At 66.0% G+C, this 13,595-nt stretch carries 15 protein-coding genes; all 15 read left to right on the forward strand.

The window, feature by feature from the left end:
* Positions 1–136: 136 nt before the first annotated feature.
* Positions 137–2,146, forward strand: a complete 2,010-nt coding sequence (locus ACM0PY_RS18765; protein ID WP_099605293.1) for a conjugal transfer protein TraG — start codon at positions 137–139, stop codon at positions 2,144–2,146.
* Positions 2,143–2,607 (forward strand): ribbon-helix-helix protein, CopG family, encoded by a 465-nt coding sequence (locus tag ACM0PY_RS18770; RefSeq protein WP_099605292.1) that lies wholly within the window; start codon positions 2,143–2,145, stop codon positions 2,605–2,607. The genes ACM0PY_RS18765 and ACM0PY_RS18770 overlap by 4 nt, the downstream gene beginning before the upstream one ends.
* A 68-nt stretch (positions 2,608–2,675) precedes the next feature.
* Complete coding sequence (gene trbB, locus ACM0PY_RS18775) at positions 2,676–3,686, forward strand: P-type conjugative transfer ATPase TrbB (RefSeq protein ID WP_425519159.1); 1,011 nt, start codon at positions 2,676–2,678, stop codon at positions 3,684–3,686.
* Entirely contained in the window at positions 3,683–4,066 is a 384-nt protein-coding gene (locus ACM0PY_RS18780; RefSeq protein WP_099605290.1) for a TrbC/VirB2 family type IV secretion system protein, read from the forward strand. The genes trbB and ACM0PY_RS18780 overlap by 4 nt, the downstream gene beginning before the upstream one ends.
* Positions 4,063–4,335, forward strand: a complete 273-nt coding sequence (locus ACM0PY_RS18785) for a VirB3 family type IV secretion system protein (RefSeq protein WP_150359734.1) — start codon at positions 4,063–4,065, stop codon at positions 4,333–4,335. The genes ACM0PY_RS18780 and ACM0PY_RS18785 overlap by 4 nt, the downstream gene beginning before the upstream one ends.
* A gap of 9 nt (positions 4,336–4,344) precedes the next feature.
* Positions 4,345–6,804, forward strand: coding sequence for a conjugal transfer protein TrbE (gene trbE, locus ACM0PY_RS18790; protein WP_099605288.1), 2,460 nt, complete (start codon positions 4,345–4,347; stop codon positions 6,802–6,804).
* Positions 6,801–7,556, forward strand: a complete 756-nt coding sequence (trbJ, locus tag ACM0PY_RS18795; RefSeq protein ID WP_099605287.1) for a P-type conjugative transfer protein TrbJ — start codon at positions 6,801–6,803, stop codon at positions 7,554–7,556. Before trbE ends, trbJ begins: the two co-directional genes overlap by 4 nt.
* A gap of 12 nt (positions 7,557–7,568) precedes the next feature.
* Positions 7,569–7,877, forward strand: a complete 309-nt coding sequence (locus tag ACM0PY_RS18800) for an EexN family lipoprotein (RefSeq protein WP_150359735.1) — start codon at positions 7,569–7,571, stop codon at positions 7,875–7,877.
* Positions 7,874–9,229, forward strand: a complete 1,356-nt coding sequence (gene trbL, locus ACM0PY_RS18805; RefSeq protein WP_099605285.1) for a P-type conjugative transfer protein TrbL — start codon at positions 7,874–7,876, stop codon at positions 9,227–9,229. Before ACM0PY_RS18800 ends, trbL begins: the two co-directional genes overlap by 4 nt.
* A gap of 24 nt (positions 9,230–9,253) precedes the next feature.
* Positions 9,254–9,958 (forward strand): conjugal transfer protein TrbF, encoded by a 705-nt coding sequence (gene trbF / locus ACM0PY_RS18810; protein ID WP_099605284.1) that lies wholly within the window; start codon positions 9,254–9,256, stop codon positions 9,956–9,958.
* Positions 9,955–10,947, forward strand: coding sequence for a P-type conjugative transfer protein TrbG (trbG, locus tag ACM0PY_RS18815; protein WP_414609411.1), 993 nt, complete (start codon positions 9,955–9,957; stop codon positions 10,945–10,947). The genes trbF and trbG overlap by 4 nt, the downstream gene beginning before the upstream one ends.
* A 2-nt stretch (positions 10,948–10,949) precedes the next feature.
* Positions 10,950–12,215, forward strand: coding sequence for a TraB/TrbI/VirB10 family type IV secretion system protein (locus ACM0PY_RS18820; RefSeq protein WP_099605282.1), 1,266 nt, complete (start codon positions 10,950–10,952; stop codon positions 12,213–12,215).
* A complete protein-coding gene (locus ACM0PY_RS18825) occupies positions 12,212–12,472 on the forward strand; it encodes a DUF2274 domain-containing protein (protein WP_099605281.1) in 261 nt (86 codons plus the stop codon). Before ACM0PY_RS18820 ends, ACM0PY_RS18825 begins: the two co-directional genes overlap by 4 nt.
* A gap of 94 nt (positions 12,473–12,566) precedes the next feature.
* Positions 12,567–13,304, forward strand: coding sequence for a type IV toxin-antitoxin system AbiEi family antitoxin (locus tag ACM0PY_RS18830; RefSeq protein WP_099605280.1), 738 nt, complete (start codon positions 12,567–12,569; stop codon positions 13,302–13,304).
* Positions 13,301–13,516, forward strand: a complete 216-nt coding sequence (locus ACM0PY_RS18835) for a nucleotidyl transferase AbiEii/AbiGii toxin family protein (protein WP_495493285.1) — start codon at positions 13,301–13,303, stop codon at positions 13,514–13,516. The genes ACM0PY_RS18830 and ACM0PY_RS18835 overlap by 4 nt, the downstream gene beginning before the upstream one ends.
* Positions 13,517–13,595: the final 79 nt, after the last annotated feature.

Raw genomic sequence — 13,595 nt, forward strand, 5'->3', positions numbered from 1 at the left:
TGTCTTTTTGCTCGACCTTTCTGCCCGAAACGGTCTTTGACCGGCACTGACCCGGCACCGATCCTGACGCCTGCGGCACGCCCTTGTGCCGCTTTTCCCATGAGGAATCAGCGCAGGAGAAATCGGAGGCCAGGTCATGCAAGGGACGAACGTGCTGTTCGGTCAGATCGCCGTAGTGTTCGGCATCGTGATCGCCGGCGTGTGGGGCGCCACACAATGGACAGCAGCGGCCCTTGGCTATCAGCTACGCCTTGGCTCGCCCTGGTTCGACTTTCTTGGCACGTCTATCTACCACCCTTGGAAGCTGTTTGAGTGGTGGTTCTTCTTCGGCGCGTATGCACCGGAGGTGTTCGACACTGGCGGCGCGATTGCCGGCGCCAGTGGCATGGTCGCCGTGTGCGTTGCCATTGCCATGTCGGTCTGGCGCTCGCGCCAAGCGCGGCTCGTCACCACCTACGGCTCGGCCCGCTGGGCGAACGCGCAGGACATTCGTAGGGCGGGCCTCACGCAGCCGGCCGGCGTGTTCCTCGGCCAGCACGACCGCCAGTACCTGCGACATGAAGGGCCGGAACACGTCCTGACCTTCGCGCCCACGCGAAGCGGCAAAGGCGTTGGCCTCGTAGTGCCGACGCTGCTTTCCTGGCCCGCATCCGCCGTCATCCACGACATCAAAGGCGAGAACTGGCAAATCACCGCAGGCTGGCGCTCGCGCTTCTCGCATTGCCTGCTGTTCAACCCGACCGACGCGAGGTCGGCCGCCTACAACCCGCTGTTGGAGGTGCGGCACGGCGCGCATGAAGTGCGCGACGTGCAGAACATCGCGGACATCCTGGTCGATCCCGAAGGCGCGCTGGAGAAGCGCAACCATTGGGAAAAGACCAGCCACGCGCTGCTGGTCGGGGCCATTCTGCATGTGCTCTACGCGGGCGAGGACAAGACGCTACGCGGCGTTGCGAACTTCCTCTCCGACCCGGCCAGCCCGTTCGAGCTGACCTTGCATCGGATGATGACCACGCCGCACCTGGGCCTGGATCAAGGAGGTATGCCGCATCCGGTTGTCGCTTCGGCTGCGCGCGAGGTGCTCAACAAGTCGGACAACGAGCGTTCCGGCGTGCTGTCCACGGCCATGAGCTTCCTCGGCCTGTACCGCGACCCCACGGTGGCCGAAGTCACGTCTCGCTGCGACTGGCGCATTGCCGACCTGATCGCGGCCAAGCATCCGGTGTCGCTGTATCTGGTGGTGCCGCCTTCGGACATTTCGCGGACGAAGCCGCTAATCCGTCTGATCCTCAACCAGATCGGCCGGCGGCTGACCGAATCGCTCGATGGGTCCGACGGCATCGAACGCCGCCACAAGCTGCTGCTGATGCTCGACGAGTTTCCGGCGCTGGGGCGCCTGGACTTCTTCGAGACCGCCTTGGCCTTCATGGCGGGCTACGGCATCCGCAGTTTCCTCATCGCGCAGTCGCTCAACCAGATCGACAAAGCCTACGGCCAGAACCATTCGATCCTCGACAACTGCCATGTGCGCGTGACGTTCGCCACGAACGACGAGCGCACCGCCAAACGGATCTCCGAGACGCTGGGCACGGCCACCGAGCTGCGCGCCCAGCGCAACTACGCGGGCCACCGGCTCGCGCCGTGGCTGGGCCACCTCATGGTGTCGCGTCAGGAAACCGCGCGCCCGCTGCTGACGCCAGGCGAGGTCATGCAGCTTCCGCCCGACGAGGCCGTGGTGATGGTGGGCAGCAGTCCGCCGATCAAGGCCAAGAAGCTGCGCTACTACGCGGACACCAATTTCAGCCGCCGCGTGCTGCCGCCGCCTGCGCTGGCGGACGGGCAGTACTCCGACGTGCCCCCGCTGCGCCCGGACGATTGGAGCGCGCTGGCGATTCCTGCCGTGCCAGTCGCACCGGTCACCGTTCCCATTGATGACATGGGCAGCGCCGACGACGGCGGCCCGCGCCGTCAGCCCGAACTCTCCGAAACCGTCGCCTACGACCCTGAGCTGGCCGCGTCCGCAGCCGACCTCGCACTGCTCGATGACGACGACCTGCCACTTCCCCTTCCTCGCCAGCTTGACCCTGCCATGCAGCGCACGGCCCGGCTGGCATCGCTGAACCCAAACGACGGAATCGAGCTATGAGCCAATACCGCCTGAATCTCTTTATCCAGTCGGAGCACGCCAAGCGCCTGGACGAGCTGGCCGCCAAGAAAGGCGTGTCCAAGTCGTCCATCGTCGCGGCGGCGCTCGCATCGTGGCTGTCGCCCGATGCCGCCGACCAGCGCGAGGCGGCCATTGCCAAGCGGCTGGATCGCCTCTCGCGCCAGGCCGAGCGCATGGAGCGCGACCAGAACATCGCCATCGAAACGCTGGCGCTGTTCATTCGCTACTACCTGACCGTCAGCACGCCAGTTCCCGAAGCGCACCAAGAGGCCGCGCGCGCCCAAGGCAAGGCGCGCTTCGAGCAATTCGTGGAGCAGTTGGGCCGCCACCTGCTGCGTGGGCGCAGCCTGGTGCGCGACGTGGTGGAGGAACTGCATCCAGACCCAATGCGGATGGAGGACGCGGCGGCGGCTGCGCAAGCACAGGAGCGTGCGTCATGAGTGTCGTTCCGCAATTCCCGCCCGAACCGCGCTCGTCCGCAGCGGCCTCGCTCGACCGGCGCATCCAGATGCTGCGCACGGCGATGGGGCCGTTGATCGCCGCTGCGCTCGAAGACCCGGACGTGGTGGAGGTCATGCTCAACCCGGATCACACCCTTTGGGTGGATCGCCTGTCGTCGGGCCGAGCGCCTATGGGCGTGGAGATGTCCGAGGCGGACGGTGAGCGAATCATCCGCCTGGTGGCCGCCCACGTCGGCGCGGAAGTCCATCGCGGCCAGCCGCTACTGTCCGCCGAGCTGCCCGAAACGGGCGAACGCTTCGAGGGCATCCTGCCACCGGCCGCGCCGGGGCCGGCCTTCGCGCTGCGCAAGCGCGCCATCGGCGTGATCCCGCTGGAGCGGTACGTCATCGACGGGATGATGACCAGCGCACAGGCGGGCTTTCTCGTTCGCGCCGTGCGCGAGCGGCAGAACGTGCTGATCGCCGGCGCCACCAGCAGCGGCAAGACCACGCTCGCCAATGCTTTGCTCGCCGAGGTCGCCGCCACCGGCGACCGTGTGCTGGTGCTCGAAGACACGGTGGAGCTGCAATGCGCGGCGCGCGACCACGTTCCGCTACGCACGCGGCATGGCGTCGTGTCGATGACCGAGCTGGTGCGTTCGTCAATGCGCCTGCGCCCGGATCGTGTCGTCGTTGGCGAGGTGCGTGGCCCCGAGGCGCTGGATCTCATCAAGGTGTGGGGCACGGGCCACCCCGGTGGTATCGCCACGATCCACGCGGGCTCCGCGCTCGGGGCACTGCTGCGCCTGGAGCAACTGATCCTCGAAGTGGCGGTGAACCCGCCCCGTGCGTTGATCGCCGAGGCGGTCAACGTGGTGATCCATATCGCCGGACGCGGGCGCAAGCGCCGCATCGAGAGCATCGCCCGTGTCGTCGGCTTTGACGGTATGGGCTACCGGCTGGTGGATTGGGGGGCGGACGCGCTGAAAACGCCGCTTTCCGAGCTGTCGCCACTTTCCGATGCCGCACCCGCTGCGGCGACCTCCCCATCCCCTGACTCACTTGGAGAACTGCCATGACGCAGATGATCGTTCCTGCTTTCCGTTTTTTTCCGAATCCGGCTTTGCGCCTTGCGCGACTGCGCAGCCTTGCTCGCCCTGCGGGGCAAGGGCTGCTGCTGGCCGCGCTGCTGCTGCTCCTGGCTGGAACCGCACAGGCCGCCGGTTCCTCGATGCCGTGGGAAGGCCCCTTGCAGTCGATCCTGGAGTCGATTCAAGGGCCGGTGGCGCGCATCGTTGCGGTCATCATCATCATCGCCACCGGCCTCGCGCTTGCCTTCGGCGACACGTCGGGCGGCTTCCGCAAGCTGATCCAGATCGTGTTCGGCCTGTCCATCGCGTTCGCGGCTTCGAGCTTCTTCCTGAGTTTCTTCAGCTTCTCTGGCGGGGCTGTCGTATGAGCGCCCCAGACACCTTCGCAGACGGCTTCGAGGTGCCGCTGCATCGCTCGCTGACCGAGCCGCTTCTGCTGGGCGGCGCGCCGCGCACCGTGGCGATCGCCAACGGCACGCTGGCCGCTGCTGTCGGGCTGGGCCTGCAACTGTGGATTCCCGGCGTGGTGCTCTGGATCGTTGGCCATTCGCTGGCGGTGTGGGGCGCGCGCGTCGATCCGCAGTTCATGGCCGTGTTCGCGCGGCACATCAAGCACCGATCGCTGCTGGACGTGTGAGGTGATGCCATGCTGAACCTCGTCGAATACCGCCAGCGGCCCGCGCTGCTCGCCGACTGGCTTCCGTGGGCCGGACTGGTCGCGCCGGGCGTCGTGCTGAACAAGGATGGCTCATTCCAGCGCACGGCACGCTTTCGCGGGCCTGATCTGGACAGCGCGACACAAGGCGAGCTGGTCGCCACGTCGGCGCGGTTGAACAACGCGCTGCGCCGCATGGGATCGGGCTGGGCACTTTTCATCGAAGCCGAGCGCCGTCCCGCCGCCGATTACCCGCGCTCGGAGTTCCCCGAGCCGCTTTCGTGGATGGTGGAGGAAGAGCGCCGGGCCGCCTTTGAGGAATCGGGCCACCACTTCGAGAGCGGTTATCACCTGACGCTGGTGTATCTGCCGCCGGAGGAGTCGCGCGCCCGCGCAGCCAAGATGCTCTACGAGAACACGCCGACGAATGGCGTGGACTGGCGCGAGCGGCTGCAAGCCTTCAGCGCGGAGACGGATCGCGTCTTCGACCTGCTCGATGGCGTGATGCCGGAAATCACCTGGCTCGATGACAGCCAGACGCTGACCTACCTCCATTCGACCGTCTCGACGCGGCGCTATTCGCTGGCGGTACCCGAAGTGCCGTTCCATATCGACGCGCTGCTGACCGATTCTGCACTGGTTGGTGGCCTGGCGCCCATGCTGGGCGACCAGCACCTGCGCGTGGCATCGGTGCGCGGCTTCCCGACCTCGACCTGGCCGGGAATTCTGGACGACCTCAACCGCCTGGGATTTGCATACCGCTGGAGTACGCGCTTTCTGTGCCTGGACAAATCCGAGGCGGAACGGGAGCTGGGGCGCCTGCGCCGTCAGTGGTTTGCGAAAAGAAAGAACGTCATCGCGCTGCTGCGCGAAACGATCTTCCAGCAGGAATCACCGCTGGTCGATACCGACGCCAACAACAAGGCTGCCGACGCGGACGCGGCCTTGCAGGAGTTGGGCAGCGATCAAGTCGCCTTCGGCTACCTGACGGCGACCGTCACCGTCATGGACGAGGACGCCGGCGCAGCCGACGAGAAGCTGCGCATGGTGGAGCGGGTCATCCAGGGACGCGGCTTCGTCACCATCCCCGAAACGCTCAACGCCGTGGATGCGTGGTTGTCGTCTATCCCCGGCAACGCCTATGCGAATGTCCGCCAGCCCATCGTCTCGACGCTGAACCTGGCGCACATGATGCCGGTGTCTGCCGTGTGGGCCGGGCCGGAGAAGAACGACCACCTCGACGGCCCGCCGCTGATCGTCACGCGCACCGATGGCGCCACTCCGTTCCGGCTGGTGACGCACATTGGCGACGTGGGCCACACGCTGGTGGCTGGTCCCACGGGCATGGGCAAGTCGGTGCTGCTCGCCACGCTGGCGATGCAGTTCCGCCGCTATCCCGGCTCGCGCATCTTCGCGTTCGATATGGGCCGCTCGATGCGGGCCACCATCCTCGGGCTGGGCGGCGAGCACTACGACCTGGGCACGGATGGCGAAATCGCCTTCCAGCCGCTCGCCCGCATCGACCGCGAGGGCTACCGCACTTGGGCCGCCGAATGGATCGAAGGCCGCTTGCTGCACGAAGGCGTGACCGTCGGCCCCGACGAGAAAACGGCTATCTGGTCGGCGCTGGGAAGCCTGGCCGGTGCGCCGGTGGAGCAGCGCACGATGACAGGCCTGTCGGTGCTGCTGCAATCGAATGCACTGCGACAGGCGCTCGCGCCGTATGTGCTGGGTGGCGCGCACGGCAAGCTGCTGGATGCCGACCATGACCGGCTGGGCATGGCCGACGTGCAATGCTTCGAGATGGAAGAACTGATGCACAGCAAGGCCGCCGTCATGGCCGTGCTGCATTACCTCTTTGCGCGCTTCGACGAACGCTTTGATGGTGCGCCTACGCTGCTGATCCTCGATGAAGCGTGGCTGTTTCTCGATGACCCGGTGTTTGCGGCACGCATCCGCCAGTGGCTCAAGACGCTGCGCAAGAAGAACGTCTCGGTGATCTTCGCCACGCAGTCGTTGGCGGACATCAAGGATTCGAGCATCGCGCCCGCGATCATCGAAAGCTGCGCCAGCCGCATCTTCCTGCCGAACCCGCAGGCGACCGAGCCGCAGATTCGCACGATCTACGAAGGCTTCGGCCTCAACAGGCGGCAGATCGATATCGTCGCCACCGCGCAGCCCAAGCGCGACTACTACTACCAATCCCGGCTCGGCAACCGCCTGTTCGACCTCGACCTGGGGCTGGCGGCGCTGGCGTTTGCGGGCGCGTCCACGCCGCAGGACCAGCGCGACATGGACGCGGTGCTCGCCGACGCTGGCACGCCCAGCTTCGCGGGCGCGTGGCTGCGCCATCGCGGCCTCAATTGGGCGGCTGACCTGCTGCCCTCGTTCCCCGGCCTTGCGCCGGGTTCCCTCCGTACCGCTGACCACCCCCAGGAGAACCTGCCATGAAAACCCATGCCTCGAAACTCGCCGCGCTGACCGCTGCCTGCGTGCTCGCCTTCGGTATCGCGCAGCCCGCCCATGCCTTGTTCGGCGTCGGCGACATCGTGCTCGACCCGACCAATCTGATTCAGAACACGCTCACGGCCGTTCGCACGCTGGAGCAGATCAACAACCAGATCCGCCAGCTCCAGAACGAAGCGCAGATGCTCATCAACCAGGCGCGCAACCTGGCCAGCCTGCCGTCCAGCGTGGTGGGCCAGTTGCGCGCCAACCTGGCGACCACCCAGCGCCTCATCGCGCAGGCCAAGGGCTTGGCCTACGACGTGACGAGCATCGACCGGGAGTTCGCACGCCTGTACCCCGAGAAATACGCCGCCACGGTGAGCGGCAATCAGATGTACCTCGATGCGCAGGAGCGTTGGAAGAACACGCTCAACGGCCTGCAAACCACCATGCAGATGCAGGCCCAGGCGTCGCAGAACCTGAGCGATGACGAAAGCGTGCTGGCCGACTTGGTGGGCAAGAGCCAGTCGGCCGAGGGTGCGCTGCAAGCCATGCAGGCCATGAACCAGTTGCTGGCCTTGCAGGCCAAGCAGTCGATCCAGTCACAGCGGCTCCAGATCACGCAAGACCGGGCCGCCTCGCTGGAGCTGGCGCGACAAGCGGCGGCCACGGAGCGTGCCCGCGAGGTGCGACGACGCTTCCTCGGTGAAGGCACGCCGTACACACCGCAGTCCATCAACTTCTACCGCGACTGACGGGAGGTCGCCATGCGATGTGTCCTCGCCCCGTCTGTTGTGATGCTTGTCGTGCTGCTGGCTGCGTGCGGCGAGCAGCCGACCGACAACCTTGCGGATGCCTTGTCCGCCGATCCCGTGCGGCTCAAGGCATTGCGCGCGCAATGCGCGGCCCATCCACAACAGGTTATGCCGACCACGGGCGAGGACGCTTGCCGCGCCGCAGCTGAGGTATTCCGGCGGCGCTTCTTCGCCGGCCAGTCCGGGCCGGACGAATACCGGACGCTGGCGGACCTGCCGCCGATCCCGCCCAGCTTCGATGAACCAGAGGGCACGCCATGAATGACGTGACCATCATCGACCAGTTCCTCAACACCTTCGCCACCTACATCGACTCGGGTTTCGGGCTGCTGCGGGGCGAAGTGGCGTTCCTCACGGCCACGCTGATCGTCATCGACATGACGATCGCCGGACTGTATTGGGCCATGAGCCACGCCACTGGCCAGGGCGAGGACGTGATCGCCAAGCTGCTGCGCAAGGTGCTCTACGTCGGTGCCTTCGCCTACATTCTCAATAACTTCAACTGGCTGGCCAGCATCGTGTTCCGCTCCTTTGCGGGTTTGGGTATCACCGCCACCGGTTCGGCCATCACGATGGAGAACTTCTTGCAGCCGGGCCGCCTAGCGAAGATGGGCATTGACGCGGGTGCGCCGATCCTGAAGCAGATCGGCGACATGGCCGGGTTCCCCGAAGTGTTCGTGAACCTTGACCCCATCGTGGTGATGTTCCTCGCGTGGCTGATCGTGGTGCTGTGTTTTTTCGTGCTGGCGATCCAGCTTTTCATCACGCTGATTGAGTTCAAGCTGACCACGCTCGCGGGCTTCGTGCTGGTGCCGTTCGCGCTTTGGAACAAGACCTCGTTCCTGGCCGAAAAGGTCTTGGGCAACGTGGTGGCCTCCGGCGTCAAGGTGCTGGTGTTGGCCGTGATCGTGGGCATTGGATCGGGCCTGTTCTCTCAGTTTCAGGTTCATCCCGCCGAGCCGTCCATCGACCACGCGCTGGTCATCATGCTGGCCTCACTCACGCTGCTGGCGCTGGGCATCTTCGGCCCTGGCATCGCCACAGGCCTCGTGTCCGGTGCGCCGCAGCTCGGCGCGGGTGCGATGGCGGGTGCCGCTGTCGGTGCAGCCGGCACGGCCGTCGTTATCGGTGCTGCAGCAACCGGCGTCGGTGGTGCGGTGGCGGCTGGCGCGCGCATGGCACCGGCAGCCGCCAAGCTGGCCGGCGCTGGTGCGCGTGCGGCCACATCGGCGGCTGGCAGTACGAAGTCGGCATTCCAGGCCGGCTCCGCCGCCGCAGGAGGTGGTGCGAAAGGCGCAATGGCGGGACTGGGCAGCGTCGTCAAGACGGGTGCGCAGGCAGCTGGGCGAGGCGCTGCGTCCCGAGCCTCCGCTGCCGGGCAACGCATGGCCGCTCCCTTCCGCGCAGGCTGGAATGGGGATGCGGGAGCGTCAGGTGGCCCCGCCCCGGCAAGTGCCACTGCGGCCCAGGCACCGGAACAACCTGCCTGGGCCAAGCGGCTGCACCGCCGCCAACAAATCACCCATGCCGCGACCACCACCGCCCACGCGCTGCGCGGTGGCGATGGCGGCGGCTCTGGCCAAGGGCCGAGCCTGCGCGGCTCCGACGACTGAAGCGATTCATAAGGAGAACTGACCATGCGATTCAAGAAACCGCAGGTGCGCTATGCCGACACGCCGCAGCCTGCCACGCCGTACCAAGCTGCCGGCCAGGTGTGGGACGACCGCATCGGCTCGCCGCGCGTGCAGGCGAAGAACTGGCGGCTGATGGCCTTCGGCTGCCTGACGCTCGCGCTGTTGATGGCCGGCGGCCTGGTGTGGCGTTCGGCGCAGTCCATCGTGACACCCTACGTCGTGGAGGTGGACAACGCCGGCCAGGTGCGCGCGGTCGGCGAAGCCGCCACGCCGTACCGGCCCAGCGATGCACAGACTGCGTACCACCTGGGCCGCTTCATCGGTCTGGTGCGCTCGTTGTCAATCGACCCCATCGTTGTCCGCCAGAACTGGCTCGATGCCTACGACTACACGACCGACAAAGGCGCGGCCGTCCTCAACGACTACGCGCGCGTGAGCGACCCGTTCGCACGCATCGGCAAGGAGTCGGTGACGGTGCAGATCACCAGCGTGACTCGCGCCAGCGACACGTCTTTCAACGTGCGCTGGACGGAGCAGCGCTTCGTCAACGGCGCTGCCGCAGGGACTGAACGCTGGAACGCCGTGATTTCCATCGTGCAGCAGACCCCGCGCACCGAGCAGCGCCTGCGCAAGAACCCCTTGGGCATCTACGTCAACGGCCTGTCCTGGGCGCGTGAACTGGATTCTTCCGAAGGAGCCAAACCATGAAATCGTCTTTCCGTATTTATGTTTCCGTGCTGGCGCTTGCGGCCCTGGCGGGCTGCGCCACACAGGGCAAGCCGCCGCCGACCATCTCGCTCGATGAGCCCGTGCAGGCCCAGCCGCTGCCGGAGCCGCCCAAGCCGGTGGAGATGGTGGCCGTGCCCGAGGTGCTGCCGATGCCAGCGCAGTTGAAGCCATTGCCCGAGTCCGAGGCTGCCAAGCCCGCGCCGGAGCCGGCGGACGAGACCGTGCGCGTGTCTCGGGCCAACGCCGAGGCACGCATCGCGCCCACGCGCGAGGGCTACGTCAATGCGATTCAGGTGTGGCCCTATACCGATGGTGCGCTGTATCAGGTCTATGCGGCCGTGGGTCGCGTGACCGTAATCGCGCTCCAGCCGGGTGAGGAGCTGGTGACGGTCGCCGCCGGCGATACCCTGCGTTGGATCGTGGGCGACACATCGAGCGGCAGCGGTGATGCGTTGCGCGTGAACGTAATGGTCAAGCCGATTCGCTCGGGGTTGAAGACCAATCTGGTCATCACGACCAGCCGACGCACCTACCTGATCGAGTTGACCTCGACCGAGAAGACGTGGATGGCGTCGGTGTCCTGGGAGTACCCGAAGGACAAGATGCTGGCCTTGCAGCGCCAGGCGCAGGCGGCCAGTGCCGCCGCGCCGGTCGATAGCGGGCTGTCGCTGGAGAAGATCCGTTTCCGCTACACCGTCTCGGGCAGCAATCCGCCGTGGAAGCCACTGCGCGCTTTCGATGACGGCGAGAAGGTCTATATCCAGTTCCCGCCTGGTATCGCGCAAGGCGAGCTGCCGCCGCTGTTCGTCATTGGGCCACAAGGTGATGGGCAACTGGTGAACTACCGCTTCCGCTCGCCGTACTACATCGTGGATCGGCTGTTCGGCGCGGCCGAACTGCGCCTGGGTGGTGACAAGGGCGACGTGGTACGGATCGAGCGCACGGACGGCGTTGCGCGGAGGAATTGACCATGAGCCAAGACGACACTACCGACCTCGCCACGCCGCAGGCGGGCAAGGTTGCGCCCGAGGCGGTGCCGCTGCGCGCCCAGCCACGCCCCGTCATGCGCCTGAACCGGCGCGTGCTGGCCATCCTCGTTGGCGGCCTGTCGGTCGCCGTGCTCGGGGCCACGATCTGGTCATTGCAACCGCAGCGGCGCGGGGCCAATGAACAGACCGAGCTTTACAACGTCGATCGTGTGTCGAAGTCCGAAGGGTTGGATGGCCTGCCTTCGGACTACTCGAAGCTACCGCCAAAAGTGCCGGAATTAGGGCCGCCGTTACCAGGCGACCTTGGCCCTGCCATCGTCGCTTCGCAGCAGCCGGTGACGCCGGCCTATGCGCCGCCAGGCCATGATCCCGAGGATGCCTTGCGCAAGGAGGCGGACGCGGCGGCGGCCTCGTCGGTGTTCTTCCGCTCGGGCGGCCAAGGTCAGACCGCCGCCACGGTCGCGCAGGCAGCGCCGGGTGCTGCAAGCACGCTCGCGGCCTTCGATCCTCTCGCTGCCGGGCCTGCCTCGACGGCGGCCCAGCCCGCCGACCCGACCGCCGTGCAGAACCGGCAAGACCAGAAAGAGGCGTTCCTGAAAGCCGGTTCTACGGAAACCCGCAATTCCGGCAATCTGGCGCTGCCGGCGTCGCCCTATCAGGTGATGGCTGGAACCGTGATCGCGGGCGCGCTGGTGACAGGCATCAAGTCGGACTTGCCGGGCGACGTGATCGCCACGGTGACAGAGCCGGTCTTTGACACAGCCACGGGCAAGTTCCTGCTGATTCCGCAGGGGGCGCGCATCCTTGGGCGCTACAACAGCCAGGTCAGCTACGGGCAGAGCCGCGTGCAAGTAGTGTGGAACCGGATCATCTTGCCCGACACGTCTTCGCTGACGCTCGACAACCTAGTGGGCACCGATCCGGCCGGCTACGCCGGCCTGGAGGATGACGTGAACTGGCACTGGAATCGCATCGTTGCGGGCGCGGTGTTGACGACGCTGCTGGGCGTGGGCGCCGAACTGGCCGCGCCGGAGAACCGGCAGGACGGCAACCGCATCGTGATTGCCGGGCGCGACAGCGCGCAGGACAGCATCAATCAGGTCGGCCAAGAGATCACCCGGCGCAACATGAATATCCAGCCGACGCTGACCACGCGGCCGGGCCTGCCGGTGCGCATCATCGTCAACCGCGATTTGGTGTTGCGGCCTTACCAGCCGATGTTCTTCCAACGGGGGGCGATGCAATGAGCACAACCAAGAACCTGCGGCTCGGGCCGCTGCCCAAGACCGAGAGCATCAAGCTGACCTTTGCGTGCCCGGTCAGCTTGAAAGCCGACCTTGACCGCTACGCCACGCTGCACGCGCAGGCGTATGGCGAGACGGTCGATGCCATGACGCTGATCCCGCACATGCTGGAGGCGTTTATCGCTGGGGATCGAGGATTCCGGCGGGGCAGGGGAGATGACACCCGACCTTCTTCCCGCACGGCTATGCCGAAAGGGTGATTGTGTGGATTAGATTCCATTGTCGTATCCAGCCTACGATTGGTGGTTCCACATCAAATTGACGTTTTCTTGGAAAAGATATATATATCGTAGTGTGGCTACGACTAATTCAAGCAGATTAAATGTGCTCTACACCCGGTTGGCACCGGGAACGCCGCTGACCTCGCTGGACTTGGCGGCGTTGGGCATCTCTGCTGACCTGGCTGTTCACTACGTCCGGGCAGGGTGGCTCACGCGCCTGGCGCGGGGGGTGTTCTGCCGCCCCAACGATCCCCCGGCGCTTCATCCCAGCCTGCTGCTGTTGCAGCGCCAGTTCGAGGGGCTGCACGTCGGCGGCAAGTCGGCGCTGGACTGGTACGGTGTGCGGCAGTACGTAGCGCAGCAGCCGGTGCTGCATCTGTATGGCTGGAAGGCCGCACGCTTGCCGGAATGGTTCACGGAACGATTCCCAGCTGAATACCACCGCAAACGGCTGTTCGACGAGCAGCCGGCCGCCTTGTTGCACGTTGGCCCGTTCGAGAAGCGCAGCGGGGCGCCGCAGGTGTCCGCGCCGGAGCGCGCCTTGCTGGAACTGTTGAGTGAGGTTGGCGTGCGCCAGCCCTTACAGGAAGCCCGCGAACTGGTGGAGAGCGCCTATAGCCTGCGCGCCAATGTGCTGCGCGAGCTGTTGCAGCGTTGCACGAACGTCAAGACCGTGCGGCTGTGCTTGCAACTCGGCCGTGAGGCGTCGCTGCCTTGGGTGGCCAAGCTCGACCCGTCCACGCTGCCGACAGGCAGCGACCGGCCCTGGGTGTCCCGCTCGGCCGATGGCCTGCTGGTGCTCAAGCCATGAACCAGACCTATCTCGATACCGCGCGCCTGCTGACGCAGGTGGCACCGCTGGTGTTTGTTGACGATACCTTTGCCCTGAAGGGCGGTACGGCGATCAACCTGTTTGTGCGTGACATGCCGCGCCTGTCGGTAGATCTCGATCTGGTCTTTCCCGATCACACGTTGTGGACCGGCCAGAGTTCTGTAGACACTCAGTTGCCGCTCTGCGCGTAGCGCCTTTCAAACTCTACCGGTGACAGTCCGCCAGCGGAACCATGCCGGCGGATCGGGTTGTAGAACATCTCGATGTAGT

The organism is Stenotrophomonas sp. BR163 (assembly GCF_047520985.2).
GTDB classification, from domain to species: domain Bacteria; phylum Pseudomonadota; class Gammaproteobacteria; order Xanthomonadales; family Xanthomonadaceae; genus Stenotrophomonas; species Stenotrophomonas sepilia.